This is a genomic window from Paenibacillus sp. LPE1-1-1.1 (genome assembly GCF_040676435.1).
Taxonomy (GTDB): Bacteria; Bacillota; Bacilli; order Paenibacillales; family Paenibacillaceae; genus Pristimantibacillus.
In genome coordinates this window covers 2,055,437-2,069,874 of the sequence record NZ_JBEGHY010000001.1, presented here as the reverse complement: position 1 = coordinate 2,069,874, position 14,438 = coordinate 2,055,437, and the positions used below count along the sequence as shown (strand labels likewise).

The 14,438-nt window shown below is 50.1% G+C and carries 14 protein-coding genes and 1 pseudogene; 8 read left to right on the top strand and 7 right to left on the bottom strand.

Going from position 1 to position 14,438, the window contains the following annotated elements; genetic code table 11:
• The first annotated feature begins 63 nt into the window (after positions 1-63).
• Positions 64-732, top strand: coding sequence for a carbohydrate-binding family 9-like protein (locus tag MRBLPE1_RS09120; RefSeq protein WP_364144281.1), 669 nt, complete (start codon positions 64-66; stop codon positions 730-732).
• A gap of 176 nt (positions 733-908) precedes the next feature.
• On the opposite strand, the gene MRBLPE1_RS09115 is transcribed toward MRBLPE1_RS09120, so the two are convergent.
• Positions 909-1,439 carry a superoxide dismutase family protein gene (locus MRBLPE1_RS09115; protein ID WP_364144279.1) on the bottom strand — a complete coding sequence of 177 codons (531 nt, stop codon included), beginning with the start codon at positions 1,437-1,439 and terminating at the stop codon, positions 909-911.
• Between the two features lie 193 nt (positions 1,440-1,632).
• Here MRBLPE1_RS09115 and MRBLPE1_RS09110 point away from each other — a divergent pair, with 193 nt between their 5' ends.
• Complete coding sequence (locus tag MRBLPE1_RS09110) at positions 1,633-2,649, top strand: HD-GYP domain-containing protein (protein WP_364144277.1); 1,017 nt, start codon at positions 1,633-1,635, stop codon at positions 2,647-2,649.
• A 92-nt stretch (positions 2,650-2,741) separates the two neighbouring features.
• Here MRBLPE1_RS09110 and MRBLPE1_RS09105 read toward each other — a convergent pair whose 3' ends face one another.
• From MRBLPE1_RS09105 to MRBLPE1_RS09095, 3 genes and pseudogenes are all read right to left on the bottom strand, one after another.
• Complete coding sequence (locus MRBLPE1_RS09105) at positions 2,742-2,942, bottom strand: YiaA/YiaB family inner membrane protein (RefSeq protein ID WP_364144591.1); 201 nt, start codon at positions 2,940-2,942, stop codon at positions 2,742-2,744.
• An 84-nt stretch (positions 2,943-3,026) separates the two neighbouring features.
• Positions 3,027-3,164 (bottom strand): annotated as a pseudogene (locus MRBLPE1_RS09100) (YiaA/YiaB family inner membrane protein); the annotation flags it as partial.
• A gap of 254 nt (positions 3,165-3,418) precedes the next feature.
• Positions 3,419-3,634: a hypothetical protein gene (locus MRBLPE1_RS09095; protein WP_364144274.1), complete on the bottom strand. Its 216-nt coding sequence runs from the start codon at positions 3,632-3,634 to the stop codon at positions 3,419-3,421.
• Positions 3,635-3,775: 141 nt separating this feature from the next.
• Between MRBLPE1_RS09095 and MRBLPE1_RS09090 the strand changes: the two genes are divergently transcribed.
• The 4 genes from MRBLPE1_RS09090 (at position 3,776) to yunB (ending at position 8,892) form a co-directional block, all read left to right on the top strand.
• Positions 3,776-5,254, top strand: coding sequence for a sensor histidine kinase (locus MRBLPE1_RS09090; protein WP_364144271.1), 1,479 nt, complete (start codon positions 3,776-3,778; stop codon positions 5,252-5,254).
• Entirely contained in the window at positions 5,247-5,939 is a 693-nt protein-coding gene (locus MRBLPE1_RS09085; protein WP_364144268.1) for a response regulator transcription factor, read from the top strand. The genes MRBLPE1_RS09090 and MRBLPE1_RS09085 overlap by 8 nt, the downstream gene beginning before the upstream one ends.
• A gap of 135 nt (positions 5,940-6,074) precedes the next feature.
• Positions 6,075-7,595 (top strand): S-layer homology domain-containing protein, encoded by a 1,521-nt coding sequence (locus tag MRBLPE1_RS09080; protein WP_364144265.1) that lies wholly within the window; start codon positions 6,075-6,077, stop codon positions 7,593-7,595.
• Positions 7,596-7,749: 154 nt separating this feature from the next.
• Entirely contained in the window at positions 7,750-8,892 is a 1,143-nt protein-coding gene (gene yunB / locus MRBLPE1_RS09075) for a sporulation protein YunB (protein WP_364144262.1), read from the top strand.
• 140 nt (positions 8,893-9,032) lie between these two features.
• Here the strand turns inward: yunB and MRBLPE1_RS09070 are convergent, their stop codons facing one another.
• Positions 9,033-10,100, bottom strand: coding sequence for a M23 family metallopeptidase (locus MRBLPE1_RS09070; protein WP_414698838.1), 1,068 nt, complete (start codon positions 10,098-10,100; stop codon positions 9,033-9,035).
• Between the two features lie 243 nt (positions 10,101-10,343).
• Between MRBLPE1_RS09070 and lipA the strand changes: the two genes are divergently transcribed.
• Both lipA and MRBLPE1_RS09060 read left to right on the top strand, forming a co-directional pair.
• The gene (gene lipA, locus MRBLPE1_RS09065; RefSeq protein ID WP_364144257.1) at positions 10,344-11,288 is read left to right on the top strand and encodes a lipoyl synthase; all 945 of its coding nucleotides are present in this window, start codon (positions 10,344-10,346) and stop codon (positions 11,286-11,288) included.
• 26 nt (positions 11,289-11,314) lie between these two features.
• Positions 11,315-12,046: a YutD family protein gene (locus MRBLPE1_RS09060; protein ID WP_364144255.1), complete on the top strand. Its 732-nt coding sequence runs from the start codon at positions 11,315-11,317 to the stop codon at positions 12,044-12,046.
• A gap of 59 nt (positions 12,047-12,105) precedes the next feature.
• On the opposite strand, the gene MRBLPE1_RS09055 is transcribed toward MRBLPE1_RS09060, so the two are convergent.
• Positions 12,106-12,903, bottom strand: coding sequence for an NAD kinase (locus tag MRBLPE1_RS09055; RefSeq protein ID WP_364144252.1), 798 nt, complete (start codon positions 12,901-12,903; stop codon positions 12,106-12,108).
• Positions 12,904-13,003: 100 nt separating this feature from the next.
• Complete coding sequence (gene ylbJ, locus MRBLPE1_RS09050; protein ID WP_364144251.1) at positions 13,004-14,080, bottom strand: sporulation integral membrane protein YlbJ; 1,077 nt, start codon at positions 14,078-14,080, stop codon at positions 13,004-13,006.
• Between the last annotated feature and the right edge of the window lie 358 nt (positions 14,081-14,438).

Here is a 14,438-nt window from a genome sequence, read left to right as displayed (position 1 = left end):
TAACAATATCGTTATTTGTTACCCGTTTGGAGCTTTGGACACAAGCTCTAAACGGGAGATCGCATGAGTCAACAAAAGGAGATGATGCAAGTGGCTGAAGAAACTACTCCAGGGAAGATGACCTACTTCTGTCAGGAGATTCCGAAGGAATGGCACACTGGAGTACAAGACGCTGTGCCATGGCATCTTTTCGAGCCATTCGAGCTCGTTGATACGGTCACCGGTATGCAGGCCTTGGAGCAAACGGTCGTCCGTGCCTGCTGGAGTCCGAATTTTTTGTTCATCCAATTTATTTGCGAGGATCGGCATATTGCCTCGGATTTTTTGAACCGGGATGATCCCTTATACGAACAGGATGTTGTCGAGCTGTTTTTTGATGAGTATGGTAACGGCACTCATTATTTAGAGCTAGAGGTCAGTCCTCACAACGTCGTGTTTGACGCCCGTATTGAGAATGACGGCTTCGGCAATACGGTGCGGGTCGATAAAGAGTGGGATTTTGTCGGCTTACAGACGAATGTCTATTTGGATGCGCCGGACAGACTAGTCTACGAAATTCAAATTCCGGCTTATAATTTTGACCGTCCGTTTCGTGCGGGGATGCAGTGGAGGGCGAACTTTTACCGGATTGACGAGAATCCGGAAGGATTGCGCGAATATCAAGCATGGCAGCCGACGGGTGCCGTTAATTTTCATGTGTCCGACGAATTCGGAACAATACAGTTCATTTAAGTAGGAATATAGCGCTATAAAAAAGGGAATTAACATCTGGTCGGCAGTACAAAAATGAAGTATACCTCACAATTAGTAAAAAAGTGGTTGAACAGAAAATATTTCTGTTCAACCACTTTTTCGTTCGATTATGTTATGGCTTTTATGAGATGGCCTCCAAATTATTAAGCACTAAGTTAATTGATAACACCGCAAGCAATACGGTTGCCGGAGTTACCGGAGGGATCGGTTACGTAGTCGTCAGCTTTCTCGTGAATGACAAGCGCCGTGCCGCCTTCCTTTAATAAGGAGTTCGGTTTGCCCTTAAGGAGAGTAACGTCGGCGCTGGCGATATCCGCCGTTACTTTGCCGTCTGCGCCAACTGCAATATTCGGCAGGTCGCCGCCGTGATACCCCTTGGGATTGTTAAAGCCATGCTGCTTGCTCATAGGATTAAAATGGTCGCCAGCCGATTTAAAGTCAGGCGCCTCGCATTTGCCGATATTGTGGAAGTGGACGCCATGCGTGCCTGGCGCAAGCTGCTCCGCTTCAATGTGAATAAATACTTTGTCTGCTTTTTGCACAAGCTGGGCGGAACCGATTTGCTTGCCCTCACCGTTATTGATGGGGATTAACAGGGCCGAGGGCTCGGAGCTCGACATCGCCATTGCGGCTCCAAGCGATTGCGTCAGAAATAACAAACCAATCAAGGTAACGATTTTCTTCATATAGTCCTCCTGCTTAATGGTTTTCCGTCCATATTTTTCTAAAACGGTACTGACAATATGATTCACACAAACATAATTTTTATTCATCGATATGAGGATTATTTGCCAATCTTTTCTGACTGTTAATAAGCCACGCTTAAGGAAGTTGTGATAAACTAAATATTGGAAGCGCTAAGTCCGAAGGAGTGGAGCAATGGAGCAGTTGATAGGCAAAAAAATAAAACATGATATTTTGAATGCGTACGGCGTTACGGTAGTTCCCGCAGAAGCCGTCCTAACACCGGAATCCTTGCAAATCCTAATAAATCATCGAATAGACATAAACTCAATTGTGTTTGCTTCGGATAGAAAACCCGTTCAAGAGAAAAGCATTCAAATCGGGGAACTGGTGCAGCAAACCGTCACCGTCTCAAAGGAGCTTTTTGAATCGATTTTGTTGTCACGCAAGGTTCCGCTAATGGAGATTCGTAACGAAGTGCTGCCCGCTATTTTGCAGCTTTCCAAAAATCCGGACATATTCGAATTATTCGAAGCGGTGAAAGCCAAGGATGATTACGTCTACGAGCATAATATCGGTGTCGGCGTCATTTCGACCCTCATTGGCAGATGGATGAATATGGATAATTCGGAGCTGTCGATCCTGTCATTGGCTGCGACTTTGCATGACGTAGGGAAAGTGAAGCTTCCGCTCGAAATATTAAATAAACCAAGCAGGCTGAACGAGGTTGAGTTCCAGCTCGTGAAGAAGCATACGATATTTGGTTACGAATTGCTCAAGGGAACGACGGGCTTGAGCTTGCGAATCGCCAGGGTTGCGCTGCAGCATCATGAGCGCGAGGATGGCAACGGGTATCCGCTGGGATTAAAGAAAGAAAACATAGATTTATTCAGCTCCATCGTATCGGTCGCGGATATTTTCCATGCGATGTCCTCGAAGAGGCCCTATCATGAGCCTTTGTCCTTTCATGAGATTGTCGGCCAAATGAGCGCAGGAAGGTTTGGCGCCCTAAATCCGCACATCGTTTCGGTGTTTATCGAGAACATGATGAAACGGTTGGTCGGGAAGCAAGTACTGCTTACGGATGGACGAGCCGGAGAGGTTGTTTATATCAACCCGCATAATATCGAGACGCCGTTAATTAAACTGGCCGATTATTTCTTGGATTTAAGCCAAGAGCGCGATGTTCATATCCAAACAATCATTGCTTAAAATAAACGAAAAAGCGCTGCCGACAACCTACGTTGTTTAGCAGCGCTTTTTTTCGTATTTAGCACGTATATGTCAACCCGTTGACGCTTGGTTTAGCCTTCGAAATCCTCAGCGGCATTTGCATGCAGGCTGTCTTCCTCGTTATCCCTGATCGTTTTCTGGAGGACTAAGCAGGCTACGATGAGAAAGGCGCCGGCAATGGCGTAGTAGCCCTTTACGTAAAGCGGCTCTTCAAGCACATAGATCCCGATATATTGGGCGAGAACAGCAAGGATAAAGCCTGCCCAAGCCATAAACGAGAAGGCGGAGGTGTTGCGGCTTCTGTACCCGGGATTGTAGTCTTTCAAAAATTTGTCCTCATCGTTGTCTCGCGCTACCTTTTGCAGCAGGAAGGAAGTGATGATCAAGAGCACGCCGGTTACGGCGTAATAGCCCTGTACGGACATCGGCTGCTTAAGCGTATAGATGCCGACAAATTCAAAGCCGCAGGCGAGAAGAAAAGCTGCCCAAGCCATAAAGGTATAGGTAGGGGTATTGCGGCGGCGGTAAAAGTTAGCCGGTTTGCGTACATGCGTCGTTTCCATTTTTTCCATTGGTAAAGGCCTCCCGAATCGAGCTGTTATTGTGGTTGTTGATGTCTTTAGTTTACAGCATATTCCTATTCCCAAAAGTACCAACTTATTATGGTACCAGGTGCTAGCAACAGAAAAACGGTGCCAGCCTGCCGCTCGATAGCGTTCAGGCTGACACCGTTTATTCCGTTTTTCAACTAGCGCTTCCTCAGTACGAAAAACTCGCATGCCTTCCGGTTGTGGTAAGCAATATCGCTAACCCCCGACTGGGTTACGACAACGCTATCGTCAAACCGCACGACAAGCGAGCTTGAATCGATGAGCTGATTGTCTTGAAAAACCCGAATGCGCTGCTGCTGCGCGATGACCTCTTCAAAATCAAGGTCGCTGCTAAGCCTTCGGTTTATGGCCATGGGTAAGCTCCTTCACCAGGGAAATCATTTCTTTTAGTCTATCGCATGAATGACGGCGTTGCAAAGTCCTCTTTGTCGCCCCGCCCAAACCTATGATACATTGTAGTCACGAAAGAAGAACATCGAGAAGGAGTTACATGCATGTCCATACGTGTTCGGCTGCTGCTTTCCTACACCTGCATTCTTATTGTCACGATCGTATTATTTCTTGCCGCAGCACTGCTGTTTGTGGTTGCTGTCACAGGCGATGTGCGAAGCGTGAAGGACTTCTACAACATTCATTATTCGGTGAACCCGCTGTCTAAGCAGGAAGAGACCATCTTTCTCGACCTGAAGTATTTAGCCAAAAATGAACCCGACTCGCTGCTGGATAAGACGCTGCTGGATCAATATAATTATAAGCTGCGCGCGGAACAGGCGGAGCTGTTCATCCGGAAGGAAGACGAACAGCTATATTCCTCGTTGTCGGTTAAGCAGCCTGATTTGATAAAATATCTGCCTGGCTATGAAATGGAAAACAATGCGATTCGCGATACGCTTCAAATCGGAGACCATTTTTACGCGTATGCCAAGTTTGATTTTTATTTTCCCGATCAAGCGAAGGGAAGCGTGCTCGTTATCCGGGAGCGAAGTCCGTTTGCAGAGGTCGTACGTACGCTGCTGCCGATTTTTCTCGGCGTGCTGTTTATTGTGCTGCTGCTTATGAACATGCTGCTTTACTATTTTTTAACCCGGAGTATCGTGAAGCCGCTTGAACTGCTGCGTAAATCGACGGAGCGGATTAAGCAAGGCAATTTGGAATTTGAGCTGCATTCGGAAGGCAATGACGAGATTTCAAGGCTGAGCGAGGCTTTTGAGGACATGCGCGGGAAGCTGAAACAGTCAGTCGAGAAACAGCTTCAGTTCGAGCAAAACCGAAAGGAGCTGATTGCGAATATCACGCATGACCTGAAAACGCCGATTACGTCGATTAAAGCGAGCATAGAGGGCATACGGGACGGCGTTCCGGATACGGAGCAGAAGATGGAGCGGTATGTAAATACGATTTTGACGAAGGCCGATGATATGGATCAGCTGATCGACGAGCTGTTTCTGTATTCCAAGCTGGATTTGAAGCAGCTTCCGTTTACGTTCGAAACGATCAACCTCGGACATTTCATTCAGGATTATGCAGAGGATTTGCAATTTGATTTGCAGGATCAAGGAATCGGGCTGGAATGGAGCATCGATACTTCATCAGCTTCGCGCGTGCTTGCCGATCGGGATAAGCTGAAACGGGTTTTAGTTAATATCATGGATAATTGCGTGAAGTATATGACAAGCGAGCCGAAGCGGATCGAGATCACGCTCAAACCGGAGACGGATTTCATTTGTTTAACGATCCGCGACAACGGTCCCGGTATTTCCGCGGAAGCGGTCCCGTTTATTTTTGAACGGTTTTTCCGCGAGGATTTGTCGCGCAGCAGGCAAACGGGCGGAAGCGGCCTCGGGCTCGCGATTTCGAAGCAAATCATTGAGGGGCATGACGGATCGATTCATGCCGAAAGCATGCTCGGGGCAGGAACCTCGATTATCATCCGGCTGCCCCGCGCCAAGCAACAGGAGGATAGCGATGACTAAAATTCTCATCATTGAAGATGAAGTGACCATAGCCGAGGTGGAGAAGGATTATTTTGAGCTGCATGGCTTCTCGGCGGATATATGCTTGACCGGGACCGATGGCCTTCGCGCTGCAATGGGCGGCCATTATGATTTAATCGTCCTTGATTTGCAATTGCCGGGTATGGATGGCTACGAGCTATGCCGTCAGATCAGGGCGGAGAAGGAAGTGCCGATCCTTATTGTTTCTGCCAAAAAAGAAGAAATCGATAAAATCCGCGGCCTAAGTCTCGGGGCCGACGATTATATCACCAAGCCGTTCAGCCCAAGCGAGCTGGTGGCCCGCGCGAAGGCCCATCTGCAGCGCTATCAGCGCTTGATCGGCAAGCGCGAGACGAAGGCATCCGAGAAAATCCGCATCCGCGGCCTGCAAATTGATGCTTCCTCCAGGCGTGTATATGTGAATGAGCAAGAGGTGCAGTTCACGACGAAGGAATTTGATCTGCTCTCGTTTTTGGCGCTAAATCCGAATCATGTATTCAGCAAGCAGGAGCTGTTCGAGCAGCTTTGGGGAATGGATTCTTTTGGAGAAATCGCCACGGTGACGGTCCATATACGCAGATTAAGGGAGAAGATCGAAGCGGATCCGTCTAATCCCCAATACATTGAGACCATCTGGGGAGCAGGTTACCGTCTGACGGTTTAAAGCTTGCCAAGCACCTGTTTCGGAAAAGTTTCGAAGCTGTTTATCTTTTGTTAATGTTTTGTTTGCCAGAGGTTTATTTTTGTGTTTTATCATGAGGTCAAGCAAATCTACAGAACTCATGAGGAGGAAACAAAGATGAATTTCGTTTCGAATAAAGTGGCAGCGATCGTATTGGCAGCAGCAATCGGGGGTTCGGCCGCAGCGGCTGGTCCGGTGAATGTATGGGCAAGCAGCGGCGTACAAGCTAAGGCGGCAGCAGCCGGCTTTCAGGATATAAATGACGGAGGCGCATCGGCAGCGGCTATTCAGGAGCTGTTGAAGCAAGGAGTCATGAACGGTTACGGAAACGGGCTGGTCAAGCCGAATGCTGCCGTATCCCGCGCCGAGCTTGCGAAGCTTGTCGTAACCGGCCTTGGGCTTCCGGTCAATGCGGCTCAGCCAGCTGGCGTAACGGATCTTTCTGCGGATAAATGGTACTTCCAATATGTTGCGACATTAGCCAACCTTGGCGTGATGCAAGCCGAAGACGGAAAGCTGAAGCCCAATGCGCCGGTTACCGCTGCGGAGTTGACCGACATTATCGCCAAAGCATTGAAACGGGATGCAGCTTCCGTAAAATATTGGGCAAACAGCGTAGGCGTTAAGCCGCAATCCGTAAAGCGCGGCGAGCTGGCGCAGCTGGTAGTAACCTCGCAAAAGGCGAAGCCTTCGGCTGATGCCGAGATCGTTCAAGTTAAAGCGTTGAACACCATCACGTTAGAAGTTACCTTCTCGGCGCCGTTGACCGCGGAGGACGCGGCTCTGGAGCAAGCCTTGAAAAACTTCAGCTTTAATAACGGGCTTTCGATGCTGAACGTGCCTCAGCTGAAGACCGGTTCGATTTCAACCTACATCGTGCCTACCTCTCCGCAAAAGGCAGGAACGAATTACGAGCTGGCCTACAAAGGAAATGCGGCGGGAACGTTTACCGGAAGCGGCGAAAAAATTGAAATGAGCAGCGTGGCCCAGGTATCCTATGATACGTTCGAGGCGGTATCGGAACTGTCCAAGGGCGTTACGGATTACGGCAATGTCATTTCGGCGTATTCGGTCGGACGCGCAGCTACGGCCTTCGTGTTAGACGAGAACAATCAGTACAATGGAAAGACGTATGAAATTATCTCCTCCATGCGCGCAAAGCAAGTAACGGTTACGCCCGAGGGCGGGACACCGATGATTGCGACGTATGTATTGTTTACGCAGGCAACCGATGGCCGCCAAGCTCCGAAATTCCGTTTGCCGGACGGAGAGGTTCTTAAGCCGGGCGTCAAATATACGGTATCGTCGGAGTGGGCGAATATCGCCAGCTCCACGTTTGTGGCGAAAGAAATCGCGCCCCTAGAAATTGAATCTGCTAAAGCGCTGAATGACAGCTCGCTTGAGCTGACGTTAACGGCTGATCCGAAGGATGAACTGTTTGCGGTCCGCAGCATTGAACTGACCAGCACGGACGGAAGCAAGCTGACGGCAGCTTACAAGCTGACTTCGCGCAAAGGCGCTTCGGGAATTTTCGAGCTTACGAATGGTGCGAAACTGGTTGCGGGCATGACGTATAAGGTGAACGCCGCTGCCCCGTGGGCAACGGGCGATGGCATTACCGTAACGCTTGCGAAGTAAATTTCACCTAAAAGGGGCAGGCCAATGACGGATTGCCCCTTTTTTCGTGAAGCCTCTCTTTTCGATGGCGCTGCCCATGGTCGTCTTCTTTTTTGGCCGAGTTCCGCATAAGTATGGGTATTGGCAGCGAGCAGCAATGCGGGAGGGGATCGGATTGGCGAAATGGGGAAGGAGAGGCTGGCGGTTCAGGCCGTTTGGCGGAAGCCGGATGCAGCTTTGGTCAGGCCGACCGTTCTCTAAGGTCAGAACAGTAAGCTGGGGAAGCCGCAGCAGCACAGCTTCATCGCGTCCAGCTCCGAAGAGATGGGGCACAAGGGCAAGCGCAAGCAGCGGAAAATGGGGCATTCGGCGGCCATCGCTAAAGCTCGGCGGCACCCGAAGCCGAAGCGCCGGCAGCGGCGGCACAGGCGGAGTATGGGGAGCCAGACCGGCTAGGCCGCGCATCCGGCGCAGGACGATATTATTGATTACGCTTATCGTAATGATGATCTTTTCGATTCAATCCTTCGTCTATATCGAACGCAACCTGCGTCCGCCGCTTATGAATATTGCCAAAATCAGAGTAAAGCAGGTCGCTACGCAGGCGATTAACAAAGCGATAACGGAGCAGGTTGCCAGCCGCTCGGATACCGATAAGCTCATTGACTGGAAAATGAACAGCAACGGTAAAATATCAGGCTTCATGCTGAATTACGCGGAGCATATGAGCATCACCTCGCAGACGATTAATACGGTGCAAGAGACATTGAACGAAATGAAGGACATACCGGAGCATATTCCGATCGGCCATGCGCTGAACAGTGCCATCATATCTTCTTTCGGCCCAAGGGTGCCGGTTAAATTTGAGCCGGTAGGCGCCGTCAAGGTCGACCTTAGCACGCGCCAGAAGGATGCGGGTATCAATATGATTTTGGTCGAGGTTTATATTCGGATTATTGCGGAGGTAACCATCATCATTCCGTTCGATACCGAGCCGGAGATCGTCGAAACGGATATACCGATCTCGTATTTGCTCGTAGTGGGCGATGTGCCGATGTATTATTACGACAATACGGGTAAGCCGGTGGGCGATTCGGCCGCGCAGGCACCGAACATATCCGTGCCGCTCGGGCAAGATTCTGGCAGCGGCGTCACGACGAATCCGCAAAACAGCGGAAACGCGGAGTCATCGGACTCCGAATCTACGAACGCAGAAGCGTCAACGGAAGCTTCCAACGAGGATTTGGATTCCGGGCACTCCAATGCTGCGAATAACGCCTCAGGCAATACGGGGGATACAGGCGGAGGCGGGGAGTAACCCGCAAAATCAAAAACGACTTTATTGTCCTCTGAAAAGAAGGATGATAAAGTCGTTTTTTTGTGAACATATAAGAATTTGAAGTTATCGAAGCTGATCGGGATTTTAATATTTCATTGCGAAGCCGATACGCTTACCGGTTATTTTCCCGCACGGATCCGTTGACGTTCGGCCTGCTCCCAGCGGCGAAGCATCGGATAAGGATCGAACGACCATTCGATCAGTCCGCGGTCGCTGTATACGCCGTAATGCAAATGAGGGGGGAATTTTCCCGACGTGCCCGGTTTGCCATAACCCGAGCTGCCTACCCAGCCAACGACCTGACCTGGTTTGACGACATCGCCGATGTTGACGGTTTTGTCGAAGCCGGAAAGATGCGCGTAATAATGGTAAAAGTTGTTGAGATCGCGAATGCCGATCCTCCAGCCGCCATACGGATTCCAGCCTTTGACTTCGACAATGCCATAGCAGGTGCTCCGGACGGGCAGTCCGTGGCTGGCGAATATATCCGTTCCTTCATGCGTGCGTCTGCCGCCCCAGCTGCGGCCAGTTCCCCATGTGCTGTTATACGAATAACGGGTGCCGATGGGAACCGGAAAAGCGTGATCGAACAAATCGAGCTTGCCGAATGCCGCATAAATACGGGCAAATTGCTGAATGCGCTGCACGGAACGGTTATTTTGGTAATATTCCCACAGTCCGATTGAAAAATCATCATCGGAGATGCCATAGGAAGCAACGCGGCTTACGAGTGAGTACAGCAGGTCAATGTCGCTTGTCCGCTCCGCTTGGCCGTTGCCGTCGCCGTCTTGGCCGATGCCGTTGAAAAAACGAATCGATGCTGGCGTGCTGTCCTCCGTATTCGGATTAAGCGGTCCAGCCCAGCGTTCTTGGTCAATAAATACGCCTACCGTGCTTCCTAGCATGGGCCGAGCCTTCGGTCGTGCCTTGGACATCGAGCGCTCATACTGATCGATCGCCGCAATCCAATACCAAGGCACCTCGGTAAACAAGCTCAATTTCTCGTATAAGCCTCTTCTTGCGGGCAAAGGATCGGGCTCCCCTGCTGCCATTTGCTCATTTGCCGCTACGTTCTGCTTTTTAACAGCAGGAGAGGCTTTTGCATGGCTGACCGGGAAGACCAGTAGCAGCGATGCTGCGGTTAATGCTGCGACAACAACAGGTATAGTCAGTTTCAAACGTCTCACCCTTCCAAAAGCATGACGGTTATAACGTTATGGTTTGCAAAACATTGGTTTTTATACGAATGGTGATCAGCCATTGTTGGGCAGCAGGCCGTGAAGTTGCGGGTCAAGCATGAAAGCCGGCTTGAGGAAAGTGTTTCCGCCTGGAAACGAAATCGCGAGAAAGTGCTATTTTTATTGGAAACATGTTATAATAACCCCATGAGTTTAGGAATTATAAATGAACTTGAAAGCAGGTAATCCCTAATGAAACAAAAGGAAACACTCAAAAAGCCTGACTGGCTTCGCATAAAATTAGCGACAGACGGCAACTATGCCGAAATTAAAAATATGATGCGCACCAAAACGTTACATACCGTATGTGAGGAAGCGCGTTGTCCGAATATTTATGAATGCTGGTCGAATCGCACGGCGACATTCATGATTTTGGGCGATATTTGCACGCGCGCATGCCGTTTCTGCGCCGTTAAGACGGGCATGCCGACCGAGCTGGATTTGGACGAACCGGAACGCGTAGCGGAAGCAGCGGAGCAAATGAATCTTCAGCACTGCGTAGTCACCTCGGTTGCCCGCGATGATTTGAAGGATGGCGGCGCATCTATATTTGCGGCAACCGTACATGCTATCCGCAAACGCATGCCATTTTGCCGCGTCGAAGTGCTAATCCCGGATTTCCTCGGCAACAAGGATGCCCTTCAGATCGTCATGGATGCGAATCCGGACATTTTGAACCATAATGTAGAAACTGTGGAACGTCTTTCTGACCGCGTTCGGGCCAAAGCTAAATACAGCCGTACGATGGAGCTTCTAAGACGCGCTAAAGAAATGAAACCCAAAATCCCTACGAAATCAAGCATTATGCTTGGCGTTGGCGAAGAGTGGGATGAAATTTTGCAAACGATGGATGACCTGCGGGCCAACGACGTGAATATTTTGACGTTGGGCCAATATTTGCAGCCGTCGCCGAATCATTTGCCGATCGTGCGTTACGTTCACCCGGACGAATTCGCAAAATTGAAAGAAGAAGGGCTGAAGCGCGGTTTCAGGCATGTTGAATCCGCGCCGCTAGTACGCAGCTCTTACCATGCGCATGAGCAGACCGATTCGGCACACGCAGCGATTGCTGCAGATACCGTAGAAGCGGGATTCGACCGTGAGATATCCTCCGGCGCTTGCTCGAGCAGCATGTAACTGACGCTCAAGATGAGGTGGAGACCATGGCTTTGATTCATATCGGAGGAAAATCATACGAAATCGTACAAGAAAACAGGAACGGTTGGAATCCTGAAGCGTTTCGCGACCGTTACAGCGAGGTATTGGAGCGTTACGATTTCATCGTTGGCGATTGGGGCTACAGCCAGCTTCGGCTAAAGGGCTTTTTCCGCGATAATCATCAAAAGGCTACTAAAGACAGCAATTTATCCGGCATGTCGGATTATATCAATGAATATTGTAATTTTGGCTGCGCCTATTTCATTCTCGAGAAGACGCAGAGCACGCAGCGTGAGCCGGATGACTACGATTTGGATGCGGATGACCAGCGCCCACGTATTGAAGCGGCTGATTTGCTCGCGGCGGCTGCAGGATTGGTAGAGGCTTCTGACAGCGCGGATACAGAGAATGGTGAGGTTGCAAGCGCGAAGGAAGAAGCTGCTTTTCCATCGCATGAACGGCATAGCCGAAATCACAGCCGTGAAAATCGTCACAGAAGCTCCAACCGAAGCAGCAATGAAAACAAAAGCGGGAACGATAACGTTAATGCAGGCGAAGCCCGAACCCAAAATGATCAGCAGGGCAGCGGCAAACGCGAACAGCAGCGCAAAGGCGGCTACAAAGGCAATGACCATCGCGGCAAAAAGCCGTTCCGGCTTGCGGCAATCGAGACGGCAGCAGCATCCGCATCGGCTGAAACGAATCGACCAAATAAAAAAGACACGGAGCGCCATTAGCTGGCGCTACAGTGTCTTTTTTTTGCAATGGTTTAAACGAAAACGGAACGGCCAAGCGCTTAACGCACGTCGTAGCCGAGAAAAGCTTCCCGGACCCGATTCCAGAAAGGGAAGGGACGGTATCTTGCAAAGCTGACTTTGCGGCTGGATACGTTGCAGCGAATCGAGAGAATATCGCTGCGCATGATGCTGACATGGTCAATGGTGAGCTGGAGCCGCTGCTCTTTCTTCGAGATGATATCGCAATGATGATGCTGCGGCAGCAGCACGGAGGAACCAAGCGTACGGTATACACGATTGTTGATTGAAGCAATCTCGGCGATTTGCAGCGATTCTATCGATGGATGGACGATGGCGCCGCCCAAGCTTTTGTTATATGCGGTGCTTCCCGAAGGGGTCGAAATGACGATCCCGTCTCCGCGGAACATTTCGAACAATTCGTCATTGATATTGATCTGAGCCACAAGCGTGCCGTCTACGCCCTTGAGCGTAAATTCATTCAATGATAAATAATGGCGGGATTCGGTCGGCGTCTCAAGCTCAATCTCAGCAAGCGGATATCTGACAATGCGAGGGGTTTCCTCGGCCATCATCTTCACCATCTCCTCGAGCTCGTCTGCCTGCCAGTCGGCATAGAAACCAAGATGGCCGGTGTGGATCCCGACAAATGCAACATCCGTAATTTGGTCAACATATTTATGAAAAGCTTGAAGAAGCGTTCCGTCTCCTCCAATGGAAATGACAATCTCCGGTGCTTCGTCATTCCGATTGAAGCCGCGCTCCGCAGCTAAGGTATGAAATTTCTCCGCTAACGATTGGGATAAAGCATCGCCTCGATCAATAACCGCATACTTCAAAGGTAAATCTCCTTCCGATCTCCATAGTACTTAAGATGATAAAGGAAAATGCCTTTTAATTCAATGCGCCGCGGTGCTCCAGCAGATTAAAATGGGCAAATCAAGGACCGAGCCAGCCCCAAAGAATATAAACTAGAGCCATCGCAATAAAACCATGCAGGAGTCTGGCAAAAAACAAGGGGCGATAACGCAAATCGGTTCTGCTGAGCAGGCTGGCAATTTGTGCGTGCACCGAAAGACCTCCCCAAGAAAGGACCCAGGCAGCAATCGCTGCTTGATGCATAAGTCCCGTGCCTGCAGCCCCTGCCGCGCGAGAGCCCAGCGTTACTTCAAATAAACCAAAGATGCCTGCGTCTGCAAGGGGCGTTGGCAGACCGATAAGGGTAAACAAATAACGCAGCGCTTCCGCCATGGCTTCTACGATGCCGGCATGGGTGAGCATCTCCATGACAACGGAGAAAAAAACAACAAGTCCGCCCACAACGATCATCAGCCGGAGCGCGGATTGAACGGAATCCTGTAAAAGTCTGCCTAATCCCCGGCCATCCAGCAAACGCGCCTCATGCATCGCTTTAAGCGCCTCTGCGATCCGGGAAGGCCTGCGTTTTCTCAAACCGTTTGCAACATCGACGATTTTTTTGGCGGACGAAGGCGCGGCGTGCCGATCATGAAAGCGCATAAGGAACCCGATCAGAAGTCCGCCCCCATAGTGGGCTGCAGCTAGCACAGGCGCAAGGGCGACGTTATGGAAAAAGCCTACCGATACGGCACCGATTAGAAATATGGGATCCGAGGTTGTCGTAAAAGCGACGAGCCGTTCGCCCTCCGCGCGGTTGACGAGCCGCTGTTCCCAGAGCTGAGCGGTAAGCCTGGCTCCTACGGGGTATCCCGATATATAGCCCATCGTCACGACAAATCCGCCAATGCCTGGAAGCCGGAACAAAGGGCGCATCAGCGGATCCAGCAGCTTTCCGAAAAAGTGCACGATGCCGAAGCCCAGCACCAGCTCCGAGATAACGAAGAAAGGAAAAAGCGCTGGGAAAAGCACCTGCCACCAGATCGATAAGCCGCGCAGCGAGGAGCTAAGCGTCTCCGTTGGAAAGACGGTCATCAGCAGCGCGATAACGAGAGCACAAAGGGCGGTTATGGATAACGGATGGATAAATGTACGCAGCAAAAAGACCGCCTCCTATTGAATGGGAAAGGGTAAGTCTGCAAGAATGCGTGAGGCCGTACAACCCTTCCTACACATATATGTTCAAATGTGGACATCCATCACCACCGGTAAGTTAAAAATAATAACAATCAAAAAAGAAAACGCTTGCAAAATACTGGATTCCTGAATTTTTTATGGTACAATAGAATTACCTTAGAACAGTTGGAGTGATGAGTATGAGTATAATCGCTGGCATCTTGGTTTGTGCTTTCGTCTATGTCATTCGAGAATCTCTTACAGCACCTGGGGAAGAGGACTATGAAGGTTGAAGGGTAATACGCACTATATGATGAGCCTCGCAATTACATATTGCGGGCTT

Coding starts and splice junctions, on each gene's coding strand:
- MRBLPE1_RS09120 (WP_364144281.1), top strand. CDS start 64: ATGAGTCAACAAAAGGAGATGATGCAAGTGGCTGAAGAAACTACTCCA.
- MRBLPE1_RS09115 (WP_364144279.1), bottom strand. CDS start 1,439: ATGAAGAAAATCGTTACCTTGATTGGTTTGTTATTTCTGACGCAATCG.
- MRBLPE1_RS09110 (WP_364144277.1), top strand. CDS start 1,633: ATGGAGCAGTTGATAGGCAAAAAAATAAAACATGATATTTTGAATGCG.
- MRBLPE1_RS09105 (WP_364144591.1), bottom strand. CDS start 2,942: ATGGCTTGGGCAGGCTTTATCCTTGCTGTTCTCGCCCAATATATCGGG.
- MRBLPE1_RS09095 (WP_364144274.1), bottom strand. CDS start 3,634: ATGGCCATAAACCGAAGGCTTAGCAGCGACCTTGATTTTGAAGAGGTC.
- MRBLPE1_RS09090 (WP_364144271.1), top strand. CDS start 3,776: ATGTCCATACGTGTTCGGCTGCTGCTTTCCTACACCTGCATTCTTATT.
- MRBLPE1_RS09085 (WP_364144268.1), top strand. CDS start 5,247: ATGACTAAAATTCTCATCATTGAAGATGAAGTGACCATAGCCGAGGTG.
- MRBLPE1_RS09080 (WP_364144265.1), top strand. CDS start 6,075: ATGAATTTCGTTTCGAATAAAGTGGCAGCGATCGTATTGGCAGCAGCA.
- lipA (WP_364144257.1), top strand. CDS start 10,344: ATGAAACAAAAGGAAACACTCAAAAAGCCTGACTGGCTTCGCATAAAA.
- MRBLPE1_RS09060 (WP_364144255.1), top strand. CDS start 11,315: ATGGCTTTGATTCATATCGGAGGAAAATCATACGAAATCGTACAAGAA.